The organism is Pseudomonas sp. JL27(2026) (assembly GCF_056933555.1).
This window is the reverse complement of record NZ_CM167794.1, coordinates 122,092-146,536: the sequence shown is the minus strand read 5'-3', so window position 1 is coordinate 146,536 and position 24,445 is coordinate 122,092. Positions and strand designations below refer to the sequence as shown.

Annotated in this window: 7 protein-coding genes, 2 rRNA genes and 3 pseudogenes; 6 read left to right on the top strand and 6 right to left on the bottom strand. The window is 61.2% G+C overall.

The features are described 5' to 3' along the window. The first annotated feature begins 175 nt into the window (after positions 1–175). Together AC1Z1G_RS00680 and AC1Z1G_RS00675 are read left to right on the top strand one after the other, a co-directional pair. Positions 176–16,123 (top strand): LapA family giant adhesin, encoded by a 15,948-nt coding sequence (locus AC1Z1G_RS00680; protein WP_483624038.1) that lies wholly within the window; start codon positions 176–178, stop codon positions 16,121–16,123. Between the two features lie 147 nt (positions 16,124–16,270). Continuing rightward, positions 16,271–16,609, top strand: coding sequence for a tryptophan synthase subunit beta (locus AC1Z1G_RS00675; protein ID WP_483624036.1), 339 nt, complete (start codon positions 16,271–16,273; stop codon positions 16,607–16,609). Positions 16,610–16,692: 83 nt separating this feature from the next. On the opposite strand, the gene lapD is transcribed toward AC1Z1G_RS00675, so the two are convergent. Then, positions 16,693–18,639 carry a cyclic di-GMP receptor LapD gene (gene lapD / locus AC1Z1G_RS00670; protein ID WP_483624034.1) on the bottom strand — a complete coding sequence of 649 codons (1,947 nt, stop codon included), beginning with the start codon at positions 18,637–18,639 and terminating at the stop codon, positions 16,693–16,695. Between the two features lie 14 nt (positions 18,640–18,653). After that, positions 18,654–19,346 carry a cysteine protease LapG gene (gene lapG / locus AC1Z1G_RS00665; RefSeq protein ID WP_483624033.1) on the bottom strand — a complete coding sequence of 231 codons (693 nt, stop codon included), beginning with the start codon at positions 19,344–19,346 and terminating at the stop codon, positions 18,654–18,656. Between the two features lie 197 nt (positions 19,347–19,543). On the opposite strand from lapG, the gene AC1Z1G_RS00660 reads away from it, so the two are divergent. Further along, positions 19,544–20,239 carry a GntR family transcriptional regulator gene (locus AC1Z1G_RS00660; RefSeq protein ID WP_483624031.1) on the top strand — a complete coding sequence of 232 codons (696 nt, stop codon included), beginning with the start codon at positions 19,544–19,546 and terminating at the stop codon, positions 20,237–20,239. Between the two features lie 17 nt (positions 20,240–20,256). Beyond that, positions 20,257–21,006 carry a thioesterase II family protein gene (locus AC1Z1G_RS00655; protein ID WP_483624029.1) on the top strand — a complete coding sequence of 250 codons (750 nt, stop codon included), beginning with the start codon at positions 20,257–20,259 and terminating at the stop codon, positions 21,004–21,006. An 81-nt stretch (positions 21,007–21,087) separates the two neighbouring features. Here the strand turns inward: AC1Z1G_RS00655 and AC1Z1G_RS00650 are convergent, their stop codons facing one another. After that, positions 21,088–21,873 carry a methyl-accepting chemotaxis protein gene (locus tag AC1Z1G_RS00650; RefSeq protein ID WP_483627710.1) on the bottom strand — a complete coding sequence of 262 codons (786 nt, stop codon included), beginning with the start codon at positions 21,871–21,873 and terminating at the stop codon, positions 21,088–21,090. A gap of 69 nt (positions 21,874–21,942) precedes the next feature. After that, positions 21,943–22,968, bottom strand: a pseudogene (locus AC1Z1G_RS00645) (HAMP domain-containing protein); the annotation flags it as partial. 228 nt (positions 22,969–23,196) lie between these two features. On the opposite strand from AC1Z1G_RS00645, the pseudogene AC1Z1G_RS00640 reads away from it, so the two are divergent. Together AC1Z1G_RS00640 and AC1Z1G_RS00635 are read left to right on the top strand one after the other, a co-directional pair. After that, a pseudogene (locus AC1Z1G_RS00640) lies at positions 23,197–23,629 on the top strand (TonB-dependent receptor plug domain-containing protein); the annotation flags it as partial. A gap of 153 nt (positions 23,630–23,782) precedes the next feature. Continuing rightward, a pseudogene (locus AC1Z1G_RS00635) lies at positions 23,783–23,878 on the top strand (hypothetical protein); the annotation flags it as partial. A gap of 63 nt (positions 23,879–23,941) precedes the next feature. Here AC1Z1G_RS00635 and rrf (AC1Z1G_RS00630) read toward each other — a convergent pair. Beyond that, positions 23,942–24,057, bottom strand: a 5S ribosomal RNA gene (gene rrf, locus AC1Z1G_RS00630). 106 nt (positions 24,058–24,163) lie between these two features. Next, positions 24,164–24,279, bottom strand: a 5S ribosomal RNA gene (gene rrf, locus AC1Z1G_RS00625). Between the last annotated feature and the right edge of the window lie 166 nt (positions 24,280–24,445).

The window sequence follows — 24,445 nt, the reverse complement described above, 5'->3', positions numbered from 1 at the left end:
ACCCAGAAGGTCAATAGTTTGGCATAAAGTTAATTTCGAAAGATTCTAGCCAAATTATTGACGAAATCCCTGCTAAACAGTGCGTCAAATACTTTACAAGTACGTCCAGACCGAGGTGGCAAAGGCCCCACGGGTACATGGAAGTCAACTGAACGGAACGTCCGGAGAATCCTCAATGAGCAGTGTTGTTGCCATCGTCAAAAGCATTGTCGGTCAAGTTTTCGCGGTGTCCCCCGAGGGCATCAGACGCGTACTCATTGAAGGCGACCGACTGTTCGTGGGCGACCAGGTAGACACCGGCCCGGCCGGCGCGGTCACCCTGGAACTGGCTGACGGCCGCAGCCTGGACCTGGGCCGCGACACGCAATGGAGCGGCAGCGCACCGGACTCCAGCACCGACCTGGCACAAGCCACCGCGCAATCCGCGCCATCGGTTGACGAACTGCAACAAGCTATCGCGGCCGGTGTCGACCCGACGACTGCCTTCGAAGCCGCTGCGGCAGGCCCGACCGCCGCAGGCTCCGGCGGTGCTGCCGGTGGTGGCCACAGCTTCGTGGTGCTCGACGCCACGGCCGGCCGTGTCGACCCGACCATTGGCTTCCCGACCGCAGGCATCGGCTCTGCGACTTCGGCGGTGGACAATACCGTTGGCGGCCAGAACAACGACAGCGGCAATGGCAACAATGTGCTGCGTGGCTCAACCCTGAGCCTCAGCGCGACCCCGACCATCACGGAAGCCGGCGGCGTGCTGGTGTACACCGCGACGCTCACCGAGGCCCCTCTCACCGACCTGATCGTGACCCTGTCCAACGGCTCGGTGATCGTGATCCCGGCCGGCCAACTGACCGGCAGCGTCAACGTGCCACTGGCACCCAATGACAGCGTCTATATCGATCCGGGCCAACTGACCGTCGACGTCGCCCGCACCACCGGTGGTGGCGGCCTGGTGCTGACCGTCGATCCGACGCCGGCCGTCACTCAGATCACCGACACCATCGACACCACCACCGTCACCCTGACGGCCAATCCGACCGTCACCGAAGGCGGCCAGATCACCTACACCGCGACCCTGACCAACCCGGCGCAGACACCGGTCACCGTGACCCTGTCCAACGGTTCGACCATCACCATCGAAGCCGGCAAAACCACCGGCACCGTGAACGTCGATACTCCACCAAATGACGTGTACAACAACAGCAGTACCGTCAGCACCACGATTACCGGCGCCACCGGCGGCAACTTTGAAAACCTGGTGCCGAGCACCACGCCGGCCGTTACCACGATCAACGACTCGATCGACAACACCGGCCTGACCCTGACGGCCACCGAGAGTGTCACCGAAGGCGGCCAGATCACTTACACCGCAACCCTGACCAACCCGGCGCAGACACCGGTCACCGTGACCCTGTCCAACGGTTCGACCATCACCATCGAGGCCGGTAAAACCACCGGCACCGTGAACGTCGACACCCCGCCGAATGACGTCTACAACAACAGCGGCACTGTCAGCACCACGATCACCGGTGCCACCGGCGGCAACTTTGAAAACCTGGTGCCGAGCACCACGCCGGCCGTTACCACAATCAACGACTCGATCGACAACACCGGCCTGAGCCTGACAGCCACCGGCACCGTGGTTGAAGGTGGCCCGATCACCTACACCGCCACCCTGACCAACCCGGCCGGCACGCCGATGACAGTGACCTTGAGCAACGGCTCGGTCATCACCATCGAAGCAGGCAAAACCACCGGCAGCGTGGTCGTCGACACTCCACCAAACGATGTCTACAACAATGGCAGCACCGTCAGCACTACGATTACCGGCACCACGGGCGGTAACTTCGAGCAACTGACCCCGAGCACCGAGCCTGCACTCACCACCATCACCGACTCCAAGGACGACACCGGCCTGAGCCTGTCGGCGTCTACCGAAGTTGCTGAAGGTGGCTCGATCATCTACACCGCGACCCTGACCAACGCGGCCCAGACTCCGGTCACTGTCACGCTGAGCAACGGCGCAATCATCACCATCGCGGCTGGCGCAACGACTGGCACCGTCAGTTTTCCAGCACCGGCCGACGACGTCTACAAAGACGCCGGCAAGGTGGAAGTCTCCATTAAGGACGCCAGCGGCGGTAACTTCGAAAACCTGGTGACCAGCGATGTGCCTGCCGTCACGGTGGTTAATGACACCATCGACACCAGCACCGTTTCGCTGACTGCAACGCCGGATGTGGCTGAAGGTGGCACGGTGGTGTACACCGCGTCCGTTACTGCGCCCGTCACTGGTTCGCCAGTGGTAGTCACTCTCTCCAACGGCCAGACCATCACTATTCCAGTGGGCGCCAGCTCCGGGACTGTGAGTTTTGTTGCGCCGAATGATGTGTTGGCCGGCGGCAGCTCGCTGAGCGTGAAAATCGACGACGCCAAGGGCGGCAATTACGAAAAACTGGCCATCGACAGCAAGCCTGCCGACACCTCGGTGACCGACGTCAACGACACCACCAACCTGTCGCTGACCGCGACCGGCTCGGTAGATGAAGGCGGCCAGATCACTTACACCGCGACCCTGACCAACGCCGCTGGCACCCCGGTGACCGTGACGCTGAGCAATGGCTCAGTGATCACCATTGAAGCCGGTAAAACCACCGGCACCGTGACCGTCGACGCGCCAAAAGACAGCGTCTACATCGACGCCGGTAAGGTTGAAGCGAGCATCACCGGCACTGCCGGTGGCAATTTCGAGAACCTGGTGACCAGCGACAAACCCGCGGTCACCGTGGTCAATGACACCATCGACACCAGCACGGTTTCGCTGACCGCGACTGAGAACGTCGCTGAAGGCGGCACGGTCGTTTACACCGCTTCGGTTACCGCGCCCGTCACCGGCTCCCCGGTGGTGGTGACCCTGTCCAACGGCCAGACCATCACCATCCCGGTCGGCGCAAGCTCCGGCACCGTGAGTTTTGTGGCACCCAACGACGCATTGGCCGGTGGCAGCTCGCTGAGCGTCAAGATTGACGACGCCAAGGGCGGCAATTACGAAAAACTGGCCATCGACAGCAAGCCTGCCGACACCTCGGTGACTGACGTCAACGACACCACCAACCTGTCGCTGACCGCGACCGGTTCGGTGGACGAAGGCGGCCAGATCACTTACACCGCGACCCTGACCAACGCCGCTGGCACCCCGGTGACCGTGACGTTGAGCAACGGTTCGACCATCACCATTGAGGCCGGCAAAACCACCGGCACCGTCACCGTCGATGCGCCAAAAGACAGCGTTTACATCGATGCGGGCAAGGTTGAAGCAAGCATCACCGGCACTGCCGGTGGCAATTTCGAGAACCTGGTCACCAGCGACAAACCTGCGGTCACCGTGGTCAATGACACCATCGACACCAGCACGGTTTCGTTGACCGCGACTGAAAACGTCGCTGAAGGCGGCACCGTGGTTTACACCGCTTCGGTTACCGCGCCCGTCACCGGTTCGCCGGTGGTGGTGACCCTGTCCAACGGTCAGACCATCACTATCCCGGTCGGCGCCAGCTCCGGCACCGTGAACTTCATCGCGCCAAACGATGCGTTGGCCGGTGGCAGCTCCCTGAGCGTCAAGATCGACGACGCCAAGGGCGGCAACTACGAAAAACTGGCGATTGATAGCAAACCCGCCGACACCTCGGTGACCGACGTCAACGACACCACCAACCTGTCGCTGACCGCGACCGGCTCGGTAGACGAAGGCGGCCAGATCACCTACACCGCGACCTTGACCAACGCCGCTGGCACCCCGGTGACCGTGACCTTGTCGAACGGTTCGACCATTACCATCGAGGCGGGTAAAACCACCGGCACCGTGACCGTCGACGCGCCGAAAGACAGCGTCTACATCGACGCCGGCAAGGTTGAAGCGAGCATCACCGGCACTGCCGGTGGTAACTTCGAGAACCTGGTGACCAGCGATAAACCCGCGGTCACCGTGGTCAACGACACCATCGACACCAGCACGGTTTCGCTGACCGCGACTGAGAACGTCGCTGAAGGCGGCACGGTGGTTTACACCGCTTCGGTTACCGCGCCCGTCACCGGTTCGCCGGTGGTGGTGACCCTGTCCAACGGTCAGACCATCACTATCCCGGTCGGCGCCAGCTCCGGCACCGTGAACTTCATCGCGCCAAACGATGCGTTGGCCGGTGGCAGCTCCCTGAGCGTCAAGATCGACGACGCCAAGGGCGGCAACTACGAAAACCTGGCCATCGACAGCAAGCCTGCCGACACCTCGGTGACTGACGTCAACGACACCACCAACCTGTCGCTGACCGCGACCGGCTCGGTAGACGAAGGCGGCCAGATCACTTACACCGCCACCCTGACCAACGCCGCTGGCACCCCGGTGACCGTGACCCTGTCGAACGGTTCGACCATCACCATCGAGGCCGGTAAAACCACCGGCACCGTCACCGTCGATGCGCCAAAAGACAGCGTCTACATCGACGCCGGTAAGGTTGAAGCGAGCATCACCGGCACTGCCGGTGGCAATTTCGAGAACCTGGTCACCAGCGACAAACCTGCCGTCACCGTGGTCAACGACACCATCGACACCAGCACGGTTTCGTTGACCGCGACTGAAAACGTCGCTGAAGGCGGCACGGTCGTTTACACCGCTTCGGTCACCGCGCCAGTCACCGGCTCCCCAGTGGTGGTGACCCTGTCCAACGGCCAGACCATCACCATCCCGGTCGGCGCAAGCTCCGGCACCGTGAGTTTTGTGGCACCCAACGACGCATTGGCCGGTGGCAGCTCGCTGAGCGTCAAGATTGACGACGCCAAGGGCGGCAACTACGAAAAACTGGCGATTGATAGCAAACCCGCCGACACCTCGGTGACCGACGTCAACGACACCACCAACCTGTCGCTGACCGCGACCGGTTCGGTAGACGAAGGCGGCCAGATCACTTACACCGCGACCTTGACCAATGCCGCCGGCACCCCGGTGACCGTGACCCTGTCGAACGGTTCGGTGATCACCATCGAGGCCGGTAAAACTACCGGCACCGTCACCGTCGACGCGCCGAAAGACAGCGTCTACATCGATGCGGGCAAAGTCGAAACGAGCATCACCGGTACTGCCGGTGGCAATTTCGAGAACCTGGTGACCAGCGACAAACCCGCGGTCACCGTGGTCAACGACACCATCGACACCAGCACCGTTTCGCTGACCGCCACGCCGGATGTGGCCGAAGGCGGCACGGTTGTTTACACCGCTTCGGTTACCGCCCCTGTCACTGGTTCCCCAGTGGTGGTGACCCTGTCCAACGGCCAGACCATCACCATCCCGGTCGGCGCGAGCTCCGGCACTGTCAACTTCATCGCGCCAAATGATGCGTTGGCCGGCGGCAGCTCGCTGAGCGTCAAGATTGACGACGCCAAGGGCGGCAACTACGAAAAACTGGCCATCGACACCAAGCCCGCCGACACCTCGGTGACCGACGTCAACGACACCACCAACCTGTCGCTGACCGCGACCGGTTCCGTGGATGAAGGCGGCCAGATCACTTACACCGCGACCCTGACCAATGCCGCTGGCACCCCAGTGACCGTGACCCTGTCGAACGGTTCGGTGATCACCATCGAGGCCGGTAAAACTACCGGCACCGTCACCGTCGACGCGCCGAAAGACAGCGTCTACATCGATGCGGGCAAAGTCGAAACGAGCATCACCGGTACTGCCGGTGGCAATTTCGAGAACCTGGTGACCAGCGACAAACCCGCGGTCACCGTGGTCAACGACACCATCGACACCAGCACCGTTTCGCTGACCGCCACGCCGGATGTGGCCGAAGGCGGCACGGTTGTTTACACCGCTTCGGTTACCGCCCCTGTCACTGGTTCCCCAGTGGTGGTGACCCTGTCCAACGGCCAGACCATCACCATCCCGGTCGGCGCGAGCTCCGGCACTGTCAACTTCATCGCGCCAAATGATGCGTTGGCCGGCGGCAGCTCGCTGAGCGTCAAGATTGACGACGCCAAGGGCGGCAACTACGAAAAACTGGCCATCGACACCAAGCCCGCCGACACCTCGGTGACCGACGTCAACGACACCACCAACCTGTCGCTGACCGCGACCGGTTCCGTGGATGAAGGCGGCCAGATCACTTACACCGCGACCCTGACCAATGCCGCTGGCACCCCAGTGACCGTGACGTTGAGCAACGGTTCGACCATTACCATCGAGGCCGGTAAAACTACCGGCACCGTGACCGTCGACGCGCCGAAAGACAGCGTTTACATCGATGCGGGCAAGGTCGAAGCGAGCATCACCGGCACTGCCGGTGGCAATTTCGAGAACCTGGTGACCAGCGACAAACCTGCGGTCACCGTGGTCAACGACACCATCGACACCAGCACCGTTTCGCTGACCGCCACGCCGGATGTGGCCGAAGGCGGCACGGTTGTTTACACCGCTTCGGTTACCGCCCCTGTCACTGGTTCCCCAGTGGTGGTGACCCTGTCCAACGGCCAGACCATCACCATCCCGGTCGGCGCGAGCTCCGGCACTGTCAACTTCATCGCGCCAAATGATGCGTTGGCCGGCGGCAGCTCGCTGAGCGTCAAGATTGACGACGCCAAGGGCGGCAACTACGAAAAACTGGCCATCGACACCAAGCCCGCCGACACCTCGGTGACCGACGTCAACGACACCACCAACCTCTCGCTGACCGCGACCGGTTCCGTGGACGAAGGCGGCCAGATCACTTACACCGCGACCCTGACCAATGCCGCCGGCACCCCGGTGACCGTGACGTTGAGCAACGGTTCGACCATTACCATCGAGGCCGGTAAAACTACCGGCACCGTGACCGTCGACGCGCCGAAAGACAGCGTTTACATCGATGCGGGCAAGGTCGAAGCGAGCATCACCGGCACTGCCGGTGGCAATTTCGAGAACCTGGTGACCAGCGACAAACCTGCGGTCACCGTGGTCAACGACACCATCGACACCAGCACCGTTTCGCTGACCGCCACGCCGGATGTGGCCGAAGGCGGCACGGTTGTTTACACCGCTTCGGTTACCGCCCCTGTCACTGGTTCCCCAGTGGTGGTGACCCTGTCCAACGGCCAGACCATCACCATCCCGGTCGGCGCGAGCTCCGGCACTGTCAACTTCATCGCGCCAAATGATGCGTTGGCCGGCGGCAGCTCGCTGAGCGTCAAGATTGACGACGCCAAGGGCGGCAACTACGAAAAACTGGCCATCGACACCAAGCCCGCCGACACCTCGGTGACCGACGTCAACGACACCACCAACCTCTCGCTGACCGCGACCGGTTCCGTGGACGAAGGCGGCCAGATCACTTACACCGCGACCCTGACCAATGCCGCCGGCACCCCGGTGACCGTGACGTTGAGCAACGGTTCGACCATTACCATCGAGGCCGGTAAAACTACCGGCACCGTGACCGTCGACGCGCCGAAAGACAGCGTTTACATCGATGCGGGCAAGGTCGAAGCGAGCATCACCGGCACTGCCGGTGGCAATTTCGAGAACCTGGTGACCAGCGACAAACCCGCGGTCACCGTGGTCAACGACACCATCGACACCAGCACCGTTTCGCTGACCGCCACGCCGGATGTGGCCGAAGGCGGCACGGTTGTTTACACCGCTTCGGTTACCGCCCCTGTCACTGGTTCCCCAGTGGTGGTGACCCTGTCCAACGGCCAGACCATCACCATCCCGGTCGGCGCGAGCTCCGGCACTGTCAACTTCATCGCGCCAAATGATGCGTTGGCCGGCGGCAGCTCGCTGAGCGTCAAGATTGACGACGCCAAGGGCGGCAACTACGAAAAACTGGCCATCGACACCAAGCCCGCCGACACCTCGGTGACCGACGTCAACGACACCACCAACCTGTCGCTGACCGCGACCGGTTCCGTGGATGAAGGCGGCCAGATCACTTACACCGCGACCCTGACCAATGCCGCTGGCACCCCAGTGACCGTGACGTTGAGCAACGGTTCGACCATTACCATCGAGGCCGGTAAAACTACCGGCACCGTGACCGTCGACGCGCCGAAAGACAGCGTTTACATCGATGCGGGCAAGGTCGAAGCGAGCATCACCGGCACTGCCGGTGGCAATTTCGAGAACCTGGTGACCAGCGACAAACCTGCGGTCACCGTGGTCAACGACACCATCGACACCAGCACCGTTTCGCTGACCGCCACGCCGGATGTGGCCGAAGGCGGCACGGTTGTTTACACCGCTTCGGTTACCGCCCCTGTCACTGGTTCCCCAGTGGTGGTGACCCTGTCCAACGGCCAGACCATCACCATCCCGGTCGGCGCGAGCTCCGGCACTGTCAACTTCATCGCGCCAAATGATGCGTTGGCCGGCGGCAGCTCGCTGAGCGTCAAGATTGACGACGCCAAGGGCGGCAACTACGAAAAACTGGCCATCGACACCAAGCCCGCCGACACCTCGGTGACCGACGTCAACGACACCACCAACCTCTCGCTGACCGCGACCGGTTCCGTGGACGAAGGCGGCCAGATCACTTACACCGCGACCCTGACCAATGCCGCCGGCACCCCGGTGACCGTGACGTTGAGCAACGGTTCGACCATTACCATCGAGGCCGGTAAAACTACCGGCACCGTGACCGTCGACGCGCCGAAAGACAGCGTTTACATCGATGCGGGCAAGGTCGAAGCGAGCATCACCGGCACTGCCGGTGGCAATTTCGAGAACCTGGTGACCAGCGACAAACCTGCGGTCACCGTGGTCAACGACACCATCGACACCAGCACCGTTTCGCTGACCGCCACGCCGGATGTGGCCGAAGGCGGCACGGTTGTTTACACCGCTTCGGTTACCGCCCCTGTCACTGGTTCCCCAGTGGTGGTGACCCTGTCCAACGGCCAGACCATCACCATCCCGGTCGGCGCGAGCTCCGGCACTGTCAACTTCATCGCGCCAAATGATGCGTTGGCCGGCGGCAGCTCGCTGAGCGTCAAGATTGACGACGCCAAGGGCGGCAACTACGAAAAACTGGCCATCGACACCAAGCCCGCCGACACCTCGGTGACCGACGTCAACGACACCACCAACCTCTCGCTGACCGCGACCGGTTCCGTGGACGAAGGCGGCCAGATCACTTACACCGCGACCCTGACCAATGCCGCCGGCACCCCGGTGACCGTGACGTTGAGCAACGGTTCGACCATTACCATCGAGGCCGGTAAAACTACCGGCACCGTGACCGTCGACGCGCCGAAAGACAGCGTTTACATCGATGCGGGCAAGGTCGAAGCGAGCATCACCGGCACTGCCGGTGGCAATTTCGAGAACCTGGTGACCAGCGACAAACCTGCGGTCACCGTGGTCAACGACACCATCGACACCAGCACGGTTTCGCTGACCGCGACTGAGAACGTCGCTGAAGGCGGCACGGTCGTTTACACCGCTTCGGTTACCGCGCCCGTCACCGGCTCCCCGGTGGTGGTGACCCTGTCCAACGGCCAGACCATCACCATCCCGGTCGGCGCAAGCTCCGGCACCGTGAGTTTTGTGGCACCCAACGACGCATTGGCCGGTGGCAGCTCGCTGAGCGTCAAGATTGACGACGCCAAGGGCGGCAACTACGAAAAACTGGCCATCGACACCAAGCCAGCCGACACCTCGGTGACTGACGTCAACGACACCACCAACCTGTCGCTGACCGCGACCGGCTCGGTAGACGAAGGCGGCCAGATCACTTACACCGCGACCTTGACCAATGCCGCCGGCACCCCGGTGACCGTGACCTTGTCGAACGGTTCGACCATCACCATTGAAGCCGGCAAAACCACTGGCACCGTGACCGTCGACGCCCCGAAAGACAGCGTTTACATCGATGCGGGCAAGGTTGAAGCGACCATCACCGGCACTGCCGGTGGCAATTTCGAGAACCTGGTGACCAGCGACAAACCCGCGGTCACCGTGGTCAACGACACCATCGACACCAGCACCATTTCGCTGACCGCGACTGAAAACGTCGCCGAAGGCGGCACGGTGGTGTACACCGCCAGCGTCACTGCGCCCGTCACGGGTTCGCCAGTGGTTATCACGTTGTCGAACGGCCAGACCATCACCATCCCGGTCGGCGCAAGCTCCGGCTCCGTCAACTTCATCGCGCCAAACGATGCGTTGGCCGGCGGCAGCTCCCTGAGCGTCAAGATCGACGACGCCAAGGGCGGCAACTACGAAAAACTGGCCATCGACAGCAAGCCTGCCGACACCTCGGTGACTGACGTCAACGACACCACCAACCTGTCGCTGACCGCGACCGGTTCCGTGGACGAAGGTGGCCAGATCACCTACACCGCCACCCTGACTAACGCCGCTGGCACCCCAGTGACCGTGACCCTGTCGAACGGTTCGGTGATCACCATCGAGGCCGGTAAAACCACCGGCACCGTGACCGTCGACGCGCCGAAAGACAGCGTCTACATCGATGCGGGCAAAGTCGAAGCGAGCATCACCGGTACTGCCGGTGGCAATTTCGAGAACCTGGTGACCAGCGACAAACCCGCGGTCACCGTGGTCAATGACACCATCGACACCAGCACGGTTTCGCTGACCGCGACTGAGAACGTCGCTGAAGGCGGCACGGTCGTTTACACCGCTTCGGTCACCGCCCCCGTTACCGGCTCGCCAGTGGTGGTGACCCTGTCCAACGGTCAGACCATCACCATCCCGGTTGGCGCCAGCTCCGGCTCCGTCAACTTCATCGCACCGAACGACGCCCTCGCAGGCGGCAGCTCCTTGAGCGTGAAGATCGATGACGCCAAGGGCGGCAACTACGAAAAACTGGCCATCGACAGCACCCCGGCGAAGACCAGCGTCACGGATGTGATCGACACCACCAACCTATCGCTGACCGCGACCGACTCGGTGGCTGAAGGCGGCCACATCACCTACACCGCCACCCTGACCAACGCCGCTGGCACCCCGGTGACCGTGACGTTGAGCAACGGCGCAGTCATTACGATTGATGCGGGCAAAACCACCGGCACTGTCACCGTCGACGCCCCGAAAGACGACGTCTACATCGATGCGGGCAAGGTCCAGGCGACCATCACTGGCGCCAACGGTGGCAACTTCGAAAAACTGGTCACCAGCGACAAGGCTGCGGTGACTGACGTCACCGACACCATCGACACCACGACGGTCAAACTGACCGCCACCCCGAACGCGGCCGAAGGCGGCACCGTGGTCTACACCGCGTCCGTGACCTCGCCGGTCACCGGCTCGCCGGTTGTGGTCACGCTGTCCAACGGCCAGACCATCACCATCGCGGTGGGCGCCAGCTCCGGCTCCGTCAACTTCATCGCGCCAAACGATGCGTTGGCCGGTGGCAGTTCGCTGAGCGTGAAGATTGACGACGCCAAGGGCGGCAACTACGAAAAACTGGCCATCGACGCTACCCCGGCTAAAACCAGCGTCACGGATGTGATCGACACCACCAACCTGTCGCTGACCGCGACCGACTCGGTGGCTGAAGGCGGCCACATCACCTACACCGCCACCCTGACCAACGCCGCTGGCACCCCGGTGACCGTGACGTTGAGCAACGGCGCAGTCATTACGATTGACGCTGGCAAAACCACCGGCACCGTCACCGTCGACGCGCCGAAAGACGACGTCTACATCGACGCCGGCAAGGTCCAGGCGACCATCACCGGCACCAACGGTGGCAACTTCGAAAAACTGGTCACCAGCGACAAGGCTGCGGTAACCGACGTCACCGACACCATCGACACCACGACGGTCAAACTGACCGCCACCCCGAACGCAGCCGAAGGCGGCACCGTGGTCTACACCGCGTCTGTGACCTCGCCGGTCACCGGTTCGCCGGTTGTGGTCACGCTGTCCAACGGTCAGACCATCACCATCGCTGTGGGCGCAAGCTCCGGCACGGTGAACTTCATCGCGCCAAACGATGCATTGGCGGGCGGCAGCTCCCTGAGCGTGAAAATCGACGACGCCAAGGGCGGCAACTTCGAAAAACTGGCCATCGACAGCACCCCGGCGAAGACCAGCGTCACGGATGTGATCGACACCACCAATCTGTCGCTGACCGCGACCGACTCGGTGGCTGAAGGCGGCCACATCACCTACACCGCCACCCTGACCAACGCGGCCGGCACGCCAGTGACCGTGACCCTGAGCAACGGCGCAGTCATCACCATCGACGCCGGCAAAACCACCGGCACCGTCACCGTCGACGCCCCGAAAGACGACGTCTACATCGACGCCGGCAAGGTCCAGGCGACCATCACTGGCACCACCGGTGGCAACTTCGAAAAACTGGTCACCAGCGACAAGGCTGCGGTGACTGACGTTACCGATACCATCGATAAAACCGAAGTCAGCATCAGCGGCAGCAGCCAGGTCACTGAAGGTGAGACTGCCCACTACACCGTGACCCTGTCGCACCCGTCGCAAACCGAAGTGACGCTGAATATCAGCTACAGCGGCACCGCTAAAGACGGCTCGGACTTCACCGGCGTATACACGGTGAAAATCCCGGCCGGCGCCAGCACCGCCAACTTCAACATCGCGACCATCGACGACAAGATCACCGAAGGCACCGAGAACTTCGTGGTCAAGATCGACTCGGCCTCGGGTGGCAACTTCGAAAGCCTGGTGGTCAGCAGCACCAACGGCAGCGTCAATACATCGATCATCGACAACGATGCGCCGCCGGTCATCGACCTGGACGCCAACAACTCCAGTGGCGCAACTGGTGCCGACTACAAGGTGACGTTCACCGAAGGCACCACCGGGCCAGGTGTGTCGATTGCCGACACGGACCTCTCGATCACCGACCCGGACAGCACCCTGCTGACCGGCGCCACCATCGTGCTGACCAACCGTCAGCCAGGTGACTCGCTGAACCTGGGCAACCCCGTCAACGGCATCACCATCAATACCAACAGCAAGGATGGCTCGATCACCCTGACGTTGTCCGGCAATGCGACGCTGGCCGACTACATGCAGCAAATCAAAAACATCACGTTCACCAACAACAGTGAAGACCCGAGCACCACGCCTCGGACCATCACCGTGACCGTGACCGATGGCGGCAACTATTCCAACGTGGCCACCACCACCGTCAACGTGGTGGCGGTCAACGATGCACCCGTCGCCACTGGCGGCGCGGTCACCGGCACCGAAGACACCCCGCTGATCCTCGGCTGGTCGAATTTCGGCGTAAGCGATGTGGACAGCCCTGCCGCCAGCCTGGGCGTGAAAATCACCCAACTGCCGGGCGACGGGAAACTGCAGTACCTGGACGGTTCGACCTGGAAAGATGTGGCGAACAACCAGACCTTCACCAAGGCAGACATCGACAGCGGCAAGCTGCGCTTCATGCCTGATGCCAACGAATCCGGCACCGACGGCTACGGCGGTACCAAGGTCGGTGATCAGCAGGCCGATTACGCGCAGATCAAGTTCCAGCCAACCGACGGTCAACTGCTGGGCAACACCGGCACGGTGAAAGTCGACATCACGCCTGTCGCCGATGCGCCAACACTGAGCATCGCTGGCAACAATGTGAACTCCACCGGCCTGATCAAGGAAGTCTGGACCGGCCTGGCTGGCCTGGGCACCAACGGTAATGGCGCGCCATCCGACACCCTGAAATCAGTGATCGATGCCGCTGGTAAACCGAACAGCAGCACCACCGTGACCAACGTGCAGTCTGACGGCAGCGTGACCGCGGGCACCGCGTCGAAAACTTCCGGGCTGATCTACCTTGAAGCCGGCAAGACCTACAGCTTCAGCGGCGTCGGCGACGACAGCCTGCTGGTGACCATCGGTGGCAAAAATGTGGCCAGCGCCCTGTGGGGCAACGGCGGTCAGCTCAGTGGCTCGTTCACGCCGACCACCAGCGGTTACTACACCCTGGACATCTACCACCACAACCAGAGCGGCCCGGGCAGCTATGACGTTAACCTGTCGGTCAATGGCAGCACACCTGTCGATCTGAGCACCGCAGGCGTGCCGATCTACACCGGCGTGACTGACCTGGTGAATGCCGGCGTGACGGTCTCCGACCTGCACGGCAGCAATGGCGAGGGTTACTACGACGGCTACAAACTCAACGAAGGCGCCGAGGGCGGCAGCGTTCATCTGTCGAAGATCACTACCGCACTGACCGACACCGACGGCTCCGAAAGCCTGAGCGTGAAAATCGGTGGCATTCCGGCAGGCTCGGTACTCAGCGATGGCGCCGGCCACACCTTCACCGCTGGCGCGACCACCGGTGAAGCGAACGTCACGGGCTGGAACCTCGGCACCCTGACCATCACGCCGCCGCCGTACTACAACGGTTCGTTCAACCTGACCGTGACCTCGACCTCCACCGAGTACCTCGGCGGCTCGGCACCGAGCACCGCGCAGATTCCGGTCACCGTCTACCCGGCGGTGTACAACGCGGTCACGGCCACTGCGGCGGACGACAACATCACCGGCACTGACGGCAACGACATCATGGTCGCCGACATCGGCGGGCTGACCGTGGTGCCTGGCGCCAACTACAACATCGCTTTCATGGTCGACAGCTCCGGCAGCATGAGCGCGGCCTCGATCAACGCGGCCAAGGACTCGCTGACATCGGTGTTCAACACCCTCAAGCAAAGCCTGGCCAGCAACGGTTCGGGCACAGTGAATATTTTTCTGGCGGACTTCGATAACCAGGTCAACAAATCGATCTCGGTCAACCTGAACGATCCGGGTGCCCTGACACAGCTCAAATCCGTGCTGGACTCCATGGCGTCCGGCGGCGGCACCAACTACGAAGACGTGTTCAAGGCCACGGCCAACTTCTTCCAGAGCGGCATGGCCACCGGTAACAACAATGCGACCAACCTGACTTACTTCATCACCGACGGTAAGCCAACGTATTACCAGACCAACGAACAGACCAACCCGACGCTGTACGGCAACGTGAAGCTCGATGACGTGCTGACCACCAGCAACTACTCGCTGGGCCAGACTTACAGCGCCTATATCGATAACACCCACGCGCTGTCCATCAACAGTTCGGGCGCCGCCACGCTGTCGACCTGGAACGGTAACCGCTGGGTCGACAAAGGCCTGGGCACCGTACACGCTCAGGGCGACGGCACCTATGAGATCTCCAAACTCGGGGGCACCGGTTACGCCGAGTACTGGAACTACATCGACTCGGCCAACAACTCCAGCGCCAGCTTCACGCTGCTGAGCAAGCTGTCGCAGGTCGAGGCCATCGGCCTGAACAACGACGTCGGCCTCAATGACCTCAAGCCTTACGACACCGATGGCAAGCCGCAAACCAACATTGATCCGAAAGACCTGGCCAACTCGATCATCGGCCACACCGAAGCAACGATGCCAGGGTCCGACACCGTCAGTGGTGGCGACGGCAATGACATTTTGTTCGGCGACCTGGTGAGCTTCAACGGGATTGCCGGCGAGGGTTACCAGGCCATGCAAGCGTTCGTCGCCCAGCAAACCGGCGTGGATGTCAGCAAAGTCACCACCAGCAACGTGCACCAGTACATTACCGAGCACTACACCGCGTTCGATGTGTCCGGTTCACATGACGGTAACGACACCCTGCTGGGCGGTGCCGGCAACGACATCATCTTCGGCCAGGGCGGCAACGACCTGCTCGACGGTGGCAAGGGCAATGACATCCTGCTCGGCGGTACCGGCAACGACACGCTGATCGGCGGTCAGGGCAACGACATCCTGATTGGCGGCTCGGGTGCCGACACCTTCGTCTGGAAGGCCGGTGACGTTGGCAACGACGTGATCAAGGACTTCAAGGCCAGCGAAGGCGACCGGATCGACCTGCGTGATCTGTTGCAGGGCGAGAGCGGCAGCACCATCGACAACTTCCTGAAGATCACCACGGTTGAAGGCGTGTCGACCTTGCAGGTCAGCTCCGAAGGCAAGCTCAACTCGGCTGGCGGCGTGGCCAACGCAGACGTGACGATCAAACTGGAAGGCAACAACTGGTCCGGTCAGAGCATCAACTCTCTGATCGCCGGCAGTGACCCAACCATCAAGATCGACCACAACAACAGCTGATCCGGCCACTGACGGTCGCCCTCACGGGGCGGCCGTCATGCGCCAGCCATCACCACCCGTGACGATTTCGTCGTCGCACCGCATACTCGCGTCCGTTGGCCTAAGCTGCTGACAGCATGACGCTGGTCCACTCATGAGGGATTTTCAATGTTCTACGTGCAACGCGATGCACAAGGCCTTCTGGTTCGCGTGGAAGCCGCCGCTTATGCCGAAGCGACGGAGACACTGCCCGCCGATCACCATGAAATCCAGGCCTGGTATGCCAACGAGGTGATGGAAACCAGCCTCAAACAACTTAAGCAGAGCGACCTGGAAATGATCCGGGTACTCGATGACTTGATTCAGGTGCTGACCACCAAGGGCGTGATTCGCGTCACCGACCTGCCAGCAGCCGCACAGGCCAAACTGATGGACCGGACCCAGGCCCGTGAGGCACTGGGCGGCTTGAGCCACCTGATCAATGATGAAGAAACCGGGTTGATCTGACGACCAGAGAAGCATCGCGGGCAAGTCGGACGGCGTTCCGATGCTCGCGATGTGTGACTTATTGGCAACTCAGCTCAACAGCCTTACTTCCAGGGCTTCGGCTCACCAAACAGCTGACCCTGCACCCCGTACAAGCCCATCTCGCGAATCACCTGCAACTCCCCTTCCGTTTCGACCCGCTCGGCAATCAGCGGCAGGTCGATGCTGTGGGCAGCACGCTGGATGGCTTCGATGAACAGGCGTTTGTCGCTCTCCTGATCGATGGCGCGGATATAACTGCCATCGATCTTCAGGTACGCCAGCCCCAGCCGCGCCAGGTTGCCGATCATGCTGAAACGGCCACCGAAACGTTGCAGGCTCAGGGAAAAACCCAGCTCGCGCAGGTGCCGGGTCAGTTGCTCAAGCACGGCCTGCTCGGGCAATTGCTCCTCACCGATTTCCAGGGTAAGGCGCGATCCCAGGTTGGCATGCTGGCGCAGAATGTCGAAGACCGCGTTCAGCGCTTGCGGGTCGGCCAGCGTCGCAGCGGAAAGGTTCAGCGCCAGCGAATCTTCGTGCCCGCCCATTTGCTTGAGCACCTGTTCAAGCATCAAGCGGTCCAGCCGGGCGGTCCAGCCGAAACGCTCCAGCCATGGCAGAAAGCGCCCGGCGGGGATGGTCTGGCCCTGTTCGTCGGGCAGGCGCGACAGCACTTTGTAGTGCAACACCGTTTGTGTGTCCTGGCTGGCCACGACGGGCTGGAAGTACAGTTCGAAACGCTGCTGGCTCAAGGCCTGATCCAGCAGCGTATGCCAGGCGTGATGGTCATCCCCGACGCTGGCCGTCACGCTGTGATCCAGGCACGCCCAGTTTGCCTCGCCTTCGCCTTCAGCATGGGACAACGCCTGATCGGCCAGGCTCAACACTGCTTGCGGTGTATCACCGTGGGCGTACGGCACCAGCCCGATAGACGCTACCGAAGCCACATCGGTGGCCCCGGTCGTGTGCAGGCTGGACAGCGCGATGTCCAGGTTCTGCGCCAGTTGCAACGCTTCTTCACGCACCAGCCCCGGCGCCAGCACTGCGAATTCCCCCCCACGGATGCGGGTAACCAGGTTGTGGGTTTCCGGGTAACGGGAGCACTCGCGCAACAATTGCTCACCGACAGCCTGCAGCAGCAGGTCGGTACGCTGACCGCCGAGGCGCTGGTTCAGACCGGCCAGGTCCTTGACCCGCAACAGCAGCAGATAGCCGGAGCTGGCTTGCTCGGGGTTACTCACGCGCGCATTGAGCTGCATTTCGAAATAACGCCGATTAGCCAGCCCCGTCAGGGTGTCCTGATAGGACTCGACCCGCAGCTTTTCACTGCGTTCAGCCTGTTCCTGGAACAGCGCCTTGAGCTTCTCGACCATCTGGTTCATCGCCTGCACCACGCGCCGCAGTTCGGGCGTGCGTGGCAGCTCCGGCAGGCTGAGGAACTCGCGACGGGCGATGGCGTGGGATTGCTGAACCATGTAATCGAGCGGTCTCAATTGCCGACGCAACAACAGCGCCCCCAGCACGGCGCTCGCTGCGCCGCAGATCAGCAGCCAACCCAAGCTGCCCAGCGCGCTCTGCCAGAGCTTGGCCACGGCAAACATCGGGTGGCTGACCACCTCGACCCGTGCCGCCTGCTCCCAGCCACGGCTGACTTGCGCATCGCCACCGGCTGGTTCCAGGTCGATCAACTTGACGAACCAACCCGGCACGCTGCCGACCTCGGGCGCACCGCTGCGCTCGACCATCACCTGGTCGGTCTTGAGATCCACAACGCGGATGCTTGCGTAATAGCCACTGTCGAAGATCGAGCTGACCATCAACTCGACCATCGCCGGGTCATCGATATTAGGCGTCAGTGACAACGCCAGCGCGGTCGCGGCGTCCTGCGCATGGGAGCGCAACTGGTTGACGTACTGGGTACGTGAACTTTCCAGACTGACCATGAAGCTGCCGGTGAAAGCGACCACCAGGAACAGACAGATTGCGATCAACAGCTGTTTGAACAAAGACATCTGAGCGCGTGCTCCTAGTTAGTCGTCTCGACCGGGAAACCTTCGGCCTGCATTTTCTTCAACACATCCTGCCAACGAGACAGGCGCTTGGTGTCACCGACTTTTTTGTTGCCCTTGGCCCCCGTCAACCACAAGCCCTCGGCGTTGAAGGAGTACACCGGCAGCAGGTCGGTCCGCTGGCTGGCCGGCTGGATCGCGTCGATCAAGCTGTCGAGGACCAGCGGCATGGCGTCCGGGCTTGAATAGTAGGTCAAGACCATGTGGGCGCGATTCTGGCGCAGGGCCTTAACATAGGTGATGCGTAACTTGTCACTGGAAACGCCGAGGTGGCGCAGGCTGAAATACTTGGCGATGGCATAGTCCTCGCAATCGCCGGCACCTTTCCACAGCGCTTCGATCGGCGTTTCCCAGTAGTCTTCGACGTGCCACAGATCGATGTCTTCGACGTAGCGCATCTGCTTGTTGAAGAACAGGTTGACCACTTTGAGCTGTTCAAGCTCCGGGGTTTGCTTCTGTGTCGCCAACAGGTGCTGCCAGGCATCGATCCGCTGCTTGCCGGGGCCCAGCGGCCCATAAATCGCTTCGGCGCGACGGCTGATCAGCGAGAAGTCCCAATCGGCGTGCAGGCCGCCCAGCAGAATGCCGGCCAGCAGCAGCGCTGAACACAGCCATCGCAGGGTTCGTGGGAGAGCTGAACGCGTCGCCAATGCGAGACATCCTGGGGGGCAGTTGAAAACCCAGTGATGGTGAAGGCTCACTGACCAAAAGACAATGGCACCATGCGATCACGCACTATGCTTAAAAGATGCAACAAAAGGGCTCGGCAGGCGGTTTGACAAGCGTTCCGACGGCCTCTAGTGTGGCCCGGATCCAATGTTTGACACTTTATGTCAGGTGCGTTGTCGTGACAAAGAAGCCGAACCCTCTCAGCAGTATTGTCGTCAGTGGGCCGATTCCCGCCCACCTGGCACGTGCGGTGATCGAGGAAACCCTGCGCGCGGCGATTCTTGACGGTCGATTACCCTGCGGCGCCGCCCTGCGCCAGCAAGAGTTGGCCGACCTGTTCGGTGTCAGTCGCATGCCGGTGCGCGAGGCCCTGCGCCAACTCGAGGCACAATCGCTGCTGCGCGTTGTCGCCCATAAAGGGGCGGTCGTCGCGCCGCTGATCGAAGGCGATGCCGCCCAAACCTATGCGCTGCGCATTCTGCTCGAATCCGAAGCCCTGCGTTTATCGATCCCCTTGCTCGATGCCGACGACTTTGCCGAAGCCACGCGGTGCATCGACCTCCTTGAGTCGCAGACCGACTACGCTGCCATCGGCCGACTCAACCGGCTGTTTCACATGAGCCTGTACCGTAAAGCGCCCAACCGCCGGTTGCTGGCCTTGATCGAAGACGGCTTGAATGAAGAAGAACGCTTCCTGCGCTTGAACCTTGAAGCCATGGGGCTGGGCAAGCTCAGCCAAAAGGACCACCGCGACCTGCTGAGCGCCGCCCAGGCGCGGGACATTCAGTTGAGCGTGCAAACACTCGAACACCACCTCAACCGTGGCGTCGAGGCCATCACTCGCTATCTGGACAGCCTCGCGGCTAAAAAGTGAACCCGACAGGAAACCCCGTGCACGCTCAAGACACGCAATGGCTAACCCCTCTGAACACGCAGCAGCAGACCGATATTCGGCTGATCTGTTTTTCCCAGGCCGGTGCCGACCCTGAGCAGTACCGCAGTTGGGCGCCAGGCCTGAGCCAGCACATTGAACTGCTGGCGTTCACCCTGCCCGGTCACGGCACGCGGCAGAACGAATCCCCTTATGAGCAATGGTCGCCGTTGCTGGAGGACGCCTTCGCGGCTCTGGAGCCGTACCTGAGCCAGCCCCACGCACTGTTCGGCCATGGCTTGGGGGCGATTCTGGGGTATGAACTGGCCAAACTGACCGAAGCCCGCTACCCCGGGCAAACCCGCCACTTGTTCGTCTCCGGCTGCCGCAGCCCTGGCAGCGCCACCGCCCCTCTGTCATTAAACGGTTTGCCGCCGCCTCAGCTTCGCCGCGCGCTGTTGAACCTGAGCGCCCCGGGCAAGGTGACCCCTGAACTCGGGGTCATGGACTATCAGGTGCTGTTGCGCAGTGATCTCAAACTGCTGGAGTCCTGGCCGAACAGCAGCCGTCATAACCTGAGTGTTCCAATGACAGCGCTCTACGGCAGTGATGACCCGCTGGCGCCCCTGGAAAGCATGTTCAATTGGCGCAACTTCACGGCGCGGGAATTCGAACTGATCGAGGTGGGCGGCAATCACTTTTTCATCACCACCGCCCGCCAACGGCTGCTGCAAATCATCAACACCCACTTGGGGTTGCTCAGCGAGTAATCCACAACCGGACATAGCCCGTAAAAACAAAAACGCGATGAGTCATGCAGACCTCATCGCGTTTTTTGTCGACACTACGGTTTAGATTTTGAAGCTGTCGACCAGTTGCTTCAGGCGATTGGCCTGTTGGGACAAGGCGTCGCAATCCTTCAAGGTTTCGTTGAGGTTGGCGACACCCTGCTGGTTCAGCAGGTTGATCTGGCTGATGTCGACGTTGAGGGTTTCCACCACCGCGGTCTGTTCTTCTGTCGCTGCCGCAACCGACTGGTTCATGCCGTCGATTTCGGTGATCCGCTGAGTCACGCTGACCAGCCGCGCACCGGCCTGGTTCGCCACTTCAACGCTTTCTTCGCTGGACGTCTGGCTGGCGTTCATGGTCGATACCGCCTCGCGGGAACCGATCTGCAACGAGGTGATCATTTTGTGGATCTCCTCGGCCGACTCCTGTGTGCGGTGGGCCAGGTTACGCACCTCGTCCGCCACGACCGCAAAACCACGTCCGGCTTCACCGGCACGGGCCGCTTCAATGGCCGCATTCAATGCCAGCAAGTTGGTTTGCTGGGAAATGCCTTTGATCACATCAAGAATGTGCCCGATGTTATCGGTACTGGCGTTCAGGGTTTCGATCTGGGTGCAGGACAGGCTGATTTTTTGCGACAACTCGGTCATCGCCAGAATGGTTTGCTCTACCACCTGACGACCGTCATCGGCCTGTTCGCTGGCGCCGCTGGCGTGTTGCGAAGCATCGGCGGCGTTGCGGGCGATTTCCTGGGTAGCCGCACCCAGTTCGTTGATAGCCGCAGCCACGCTGTTGGTCCGCGCACTTTGCTCGTCGGAACCGATGATCGAAGCGTTCGAGGAGGCCATTACACGCTGCGACAAGTCATGCACCTGACGGGTGGCCGAGGACACTTCGGAAATCGATGCATGAATACGCTCAACGAACTGGTTGAAAGAGCCGCCCAGTTCGCCGAATTCATCCTTGCTCTCCACAACCAGACGACGGGTCAGATCGCCTTCACCCTGAGCGATGTCCTGCATCGCACGGCCCATGGTGGTCAGCGGACGCATCAACACCTGGATCAGCAGCGTCAACAGCACCGCAATGGTCGAGACTGCGATGAACATCGCAATCAGCGCCGAAGTACGGAACTGGCTCAAAGGTGCGTAGGCTTTGTCCCTGTCGATCGACAGGCCGATGTACCAGTCGGCATTCGGCAGACCGGTCACCGGGGTAAACGACAGGATGCGCTCCTGCTTGTTCAGCACCACTTCCTGATTGCCCTTCTCGATACGGACGTTCGAACCTGGGTAGATATCCTTGAGGTTCTTCATCACCTGGTCTTTGTCCGGGCTGACGATCACCTGGCCATCACCGCTCACCAGGAACGCATGACCGATGCCGCCGAAGTCCACGGAGTTGATGATCTTCACCAGAGTTTCCAGGCTCAGGTCACCGCCGACCACACCCAGCAGCTCGCCGTTCTTCTTCACCGGCATGGCGATGGTCACCACCAAGCCACCGACCGCGGCCATGTAGGGCGGGGTCAGCATGGTTTTATCAGCGGCAATGGCCTGCTTGTACCACGGGCGCTGACGCGGATCGTAGCCATCGGGCATCTTCGCGTCAGGACGCTGAGTGAACACACCATTGGCCTGGCCAACGTAGGTGAACTGGAAGTTCGAAGTGAACGCCGGCTGGTCAACCAGCCCCGGGAAATCCGCGTGGGCGCCCTGGTGAGCAACGTTCTGCGCCAGGTTTTCCAGCACCAGAATCCGGCCGCTCATCCAGTTCTGCACACTGCTGGAGGTCAGATCACCGGCCTGCTGAACGGAGGACTCGAGGTTTTGCCTGATGGTGTTTCGCTGGAGGTAGTCGTTGTACAAAGTGAACAAGGCAAAAGCCAGAACCACTACGCCTGAAGCGGCCAAAAGGATTTTATGGCTGAACTTGAGATTCATTTCATGGGACTTCTTATGCAGAAAGTGGGGATGCGTCCGTTGTGAACATTCCATGTAACAGTGCAGGCGACGTTCTATGATCGCTCTACTTTGGTGCACGCATGTCTCACCAGTCTGTCGGCAGGAGTCGGAGAAAACTTAGGCATTTGTGCGAAATCCAGGGCATTCCGGTCAGAAACCCGCCGAACGGCGTGCTAGAGCGGTTGATACACCCCATTCGACGGCAGCGGATTGAAGTTCATGGGCGACAGCGGCACCTACAGCACCATGCAGGTCGATCCGTACTTCCTGGAGCGCGTCGACATTCTCAAAGGGCCGTCCTCGGTGCTTTATGGCCGCAGTTCACCGGGCGGTCTGGTGGCGCTCACCAGCAAAAAACCGCTGTATGAGCCCTACCATCAGATCCAGGCCACGATCAGCACTCAGGGCCAGCCGCGGCATGAGGTTCGACTTCAGTGGACCGGTGGACGATGACAAGCGCATTGCTTATCGCCTGACGGGGCTTGCAGACAAGTCTGACACTCAGTTCGATCACAACAAGGAAAAGCGCTATGCACTGGCGCCTACCGTCAGCATCGACTTTACCGACGACACCTCTCTGACCCTGCAGGCCTATCTGCAACATGACCCGGACGACGGCTATCACAGCGGCATGCCCGCCGCAGTGCCACACAGCGATCCGGCGACCGGAAAACCCTTTGCGAGCCTCATCAGGTGTTCTATCTGGACCCTGTCAGCGGTGAGCAAAAGGGGCTGCGCAACTGGGGTGAATGCTGTTTCCAGCGCGAGCACTTCATCCGGTCAACATGACACCGAGGCTCGCGGCAAATCCTGGTTGTTCTTTCATGGCCCGGATGGCCGATTACTGGGGCAAGAAATCGCCGGGCAAGGTGCGTGGGGGAAGCGCTTTTTAGCGATGCCTGAAACGACAAAACCCCTGTCTGCTTGCGCAGACAGGGGTTTCGGAATTCAATCTTGACGATGACCTACTCTCACATGGGGAAACCCCACACTACCATCGGCGATGCATCGTTTCACTGCTGAGTTCGGGATGGGATCAGGTGGTTCCAATGCTCTATGGTCGTCAAGAAATTCTGTAACCAGCCCGTCAAGTAACAACGTGCCAGTAAAATTGGTGACTTCTACTAAAACAAAACCCCTACCTGCATACGCAGATAGGGGTTTCGGAATTCAATCTTGACGATGACCTACTCTCACATGGGGAAACCCCACACTACCATCGGCGATGCATCGTTTCACTGCTGAGTTCGGGATGGGATCAGGTGGTTCCAATGCTCTATGGTCGTCAAGAAATTCGGGTACTGAGTCGTGGCCAGAAGGCCTCGCTTCAGCAAATTGGGTATGTGGTAGGTTTCGGTGTTTTGTGCTGCCTTTTTAGGGGCAGTCGAACTTTCGGTTCGTTTCGTCTTCACACACCGCAATCTGGTGCCTTTTCAGGTCAGCAAATTGCTTGGGT

Bases quoted from the DNA above. Each gene is read 5' to 3' on its own strand.
- AC1Z1G_RS00680 (WP_483624038.1), top strand. From the start codon at position 176: ATGAGCAGTGTTGTTGCCATCGTCAAAAGCATTGTCGGTCAAGTTTTC.
- AC1Z1G_RS00675 (WP_483624036.1), top strand. From the start codon at position 16,271: ATGTTCTACGTGCAACGCGATGCACAAGGCCTTCTGGTTCGCGTGGAA.
- lapD (WP_483624034.1), bottom strand. From the start codon at position 18,639: ATGTCTTTGTTCAAACAGCTGTTGATCGCAATCTGTCTGTTCCTGGTG.
- AC1Z1G_RS00650 (WP_483627710.1), bottom strand. From the start codon at position 21,873: ATGGCCTCCTCGAACGCTTCGATCATCGGTTCCGACGAGCAAAGTGCG.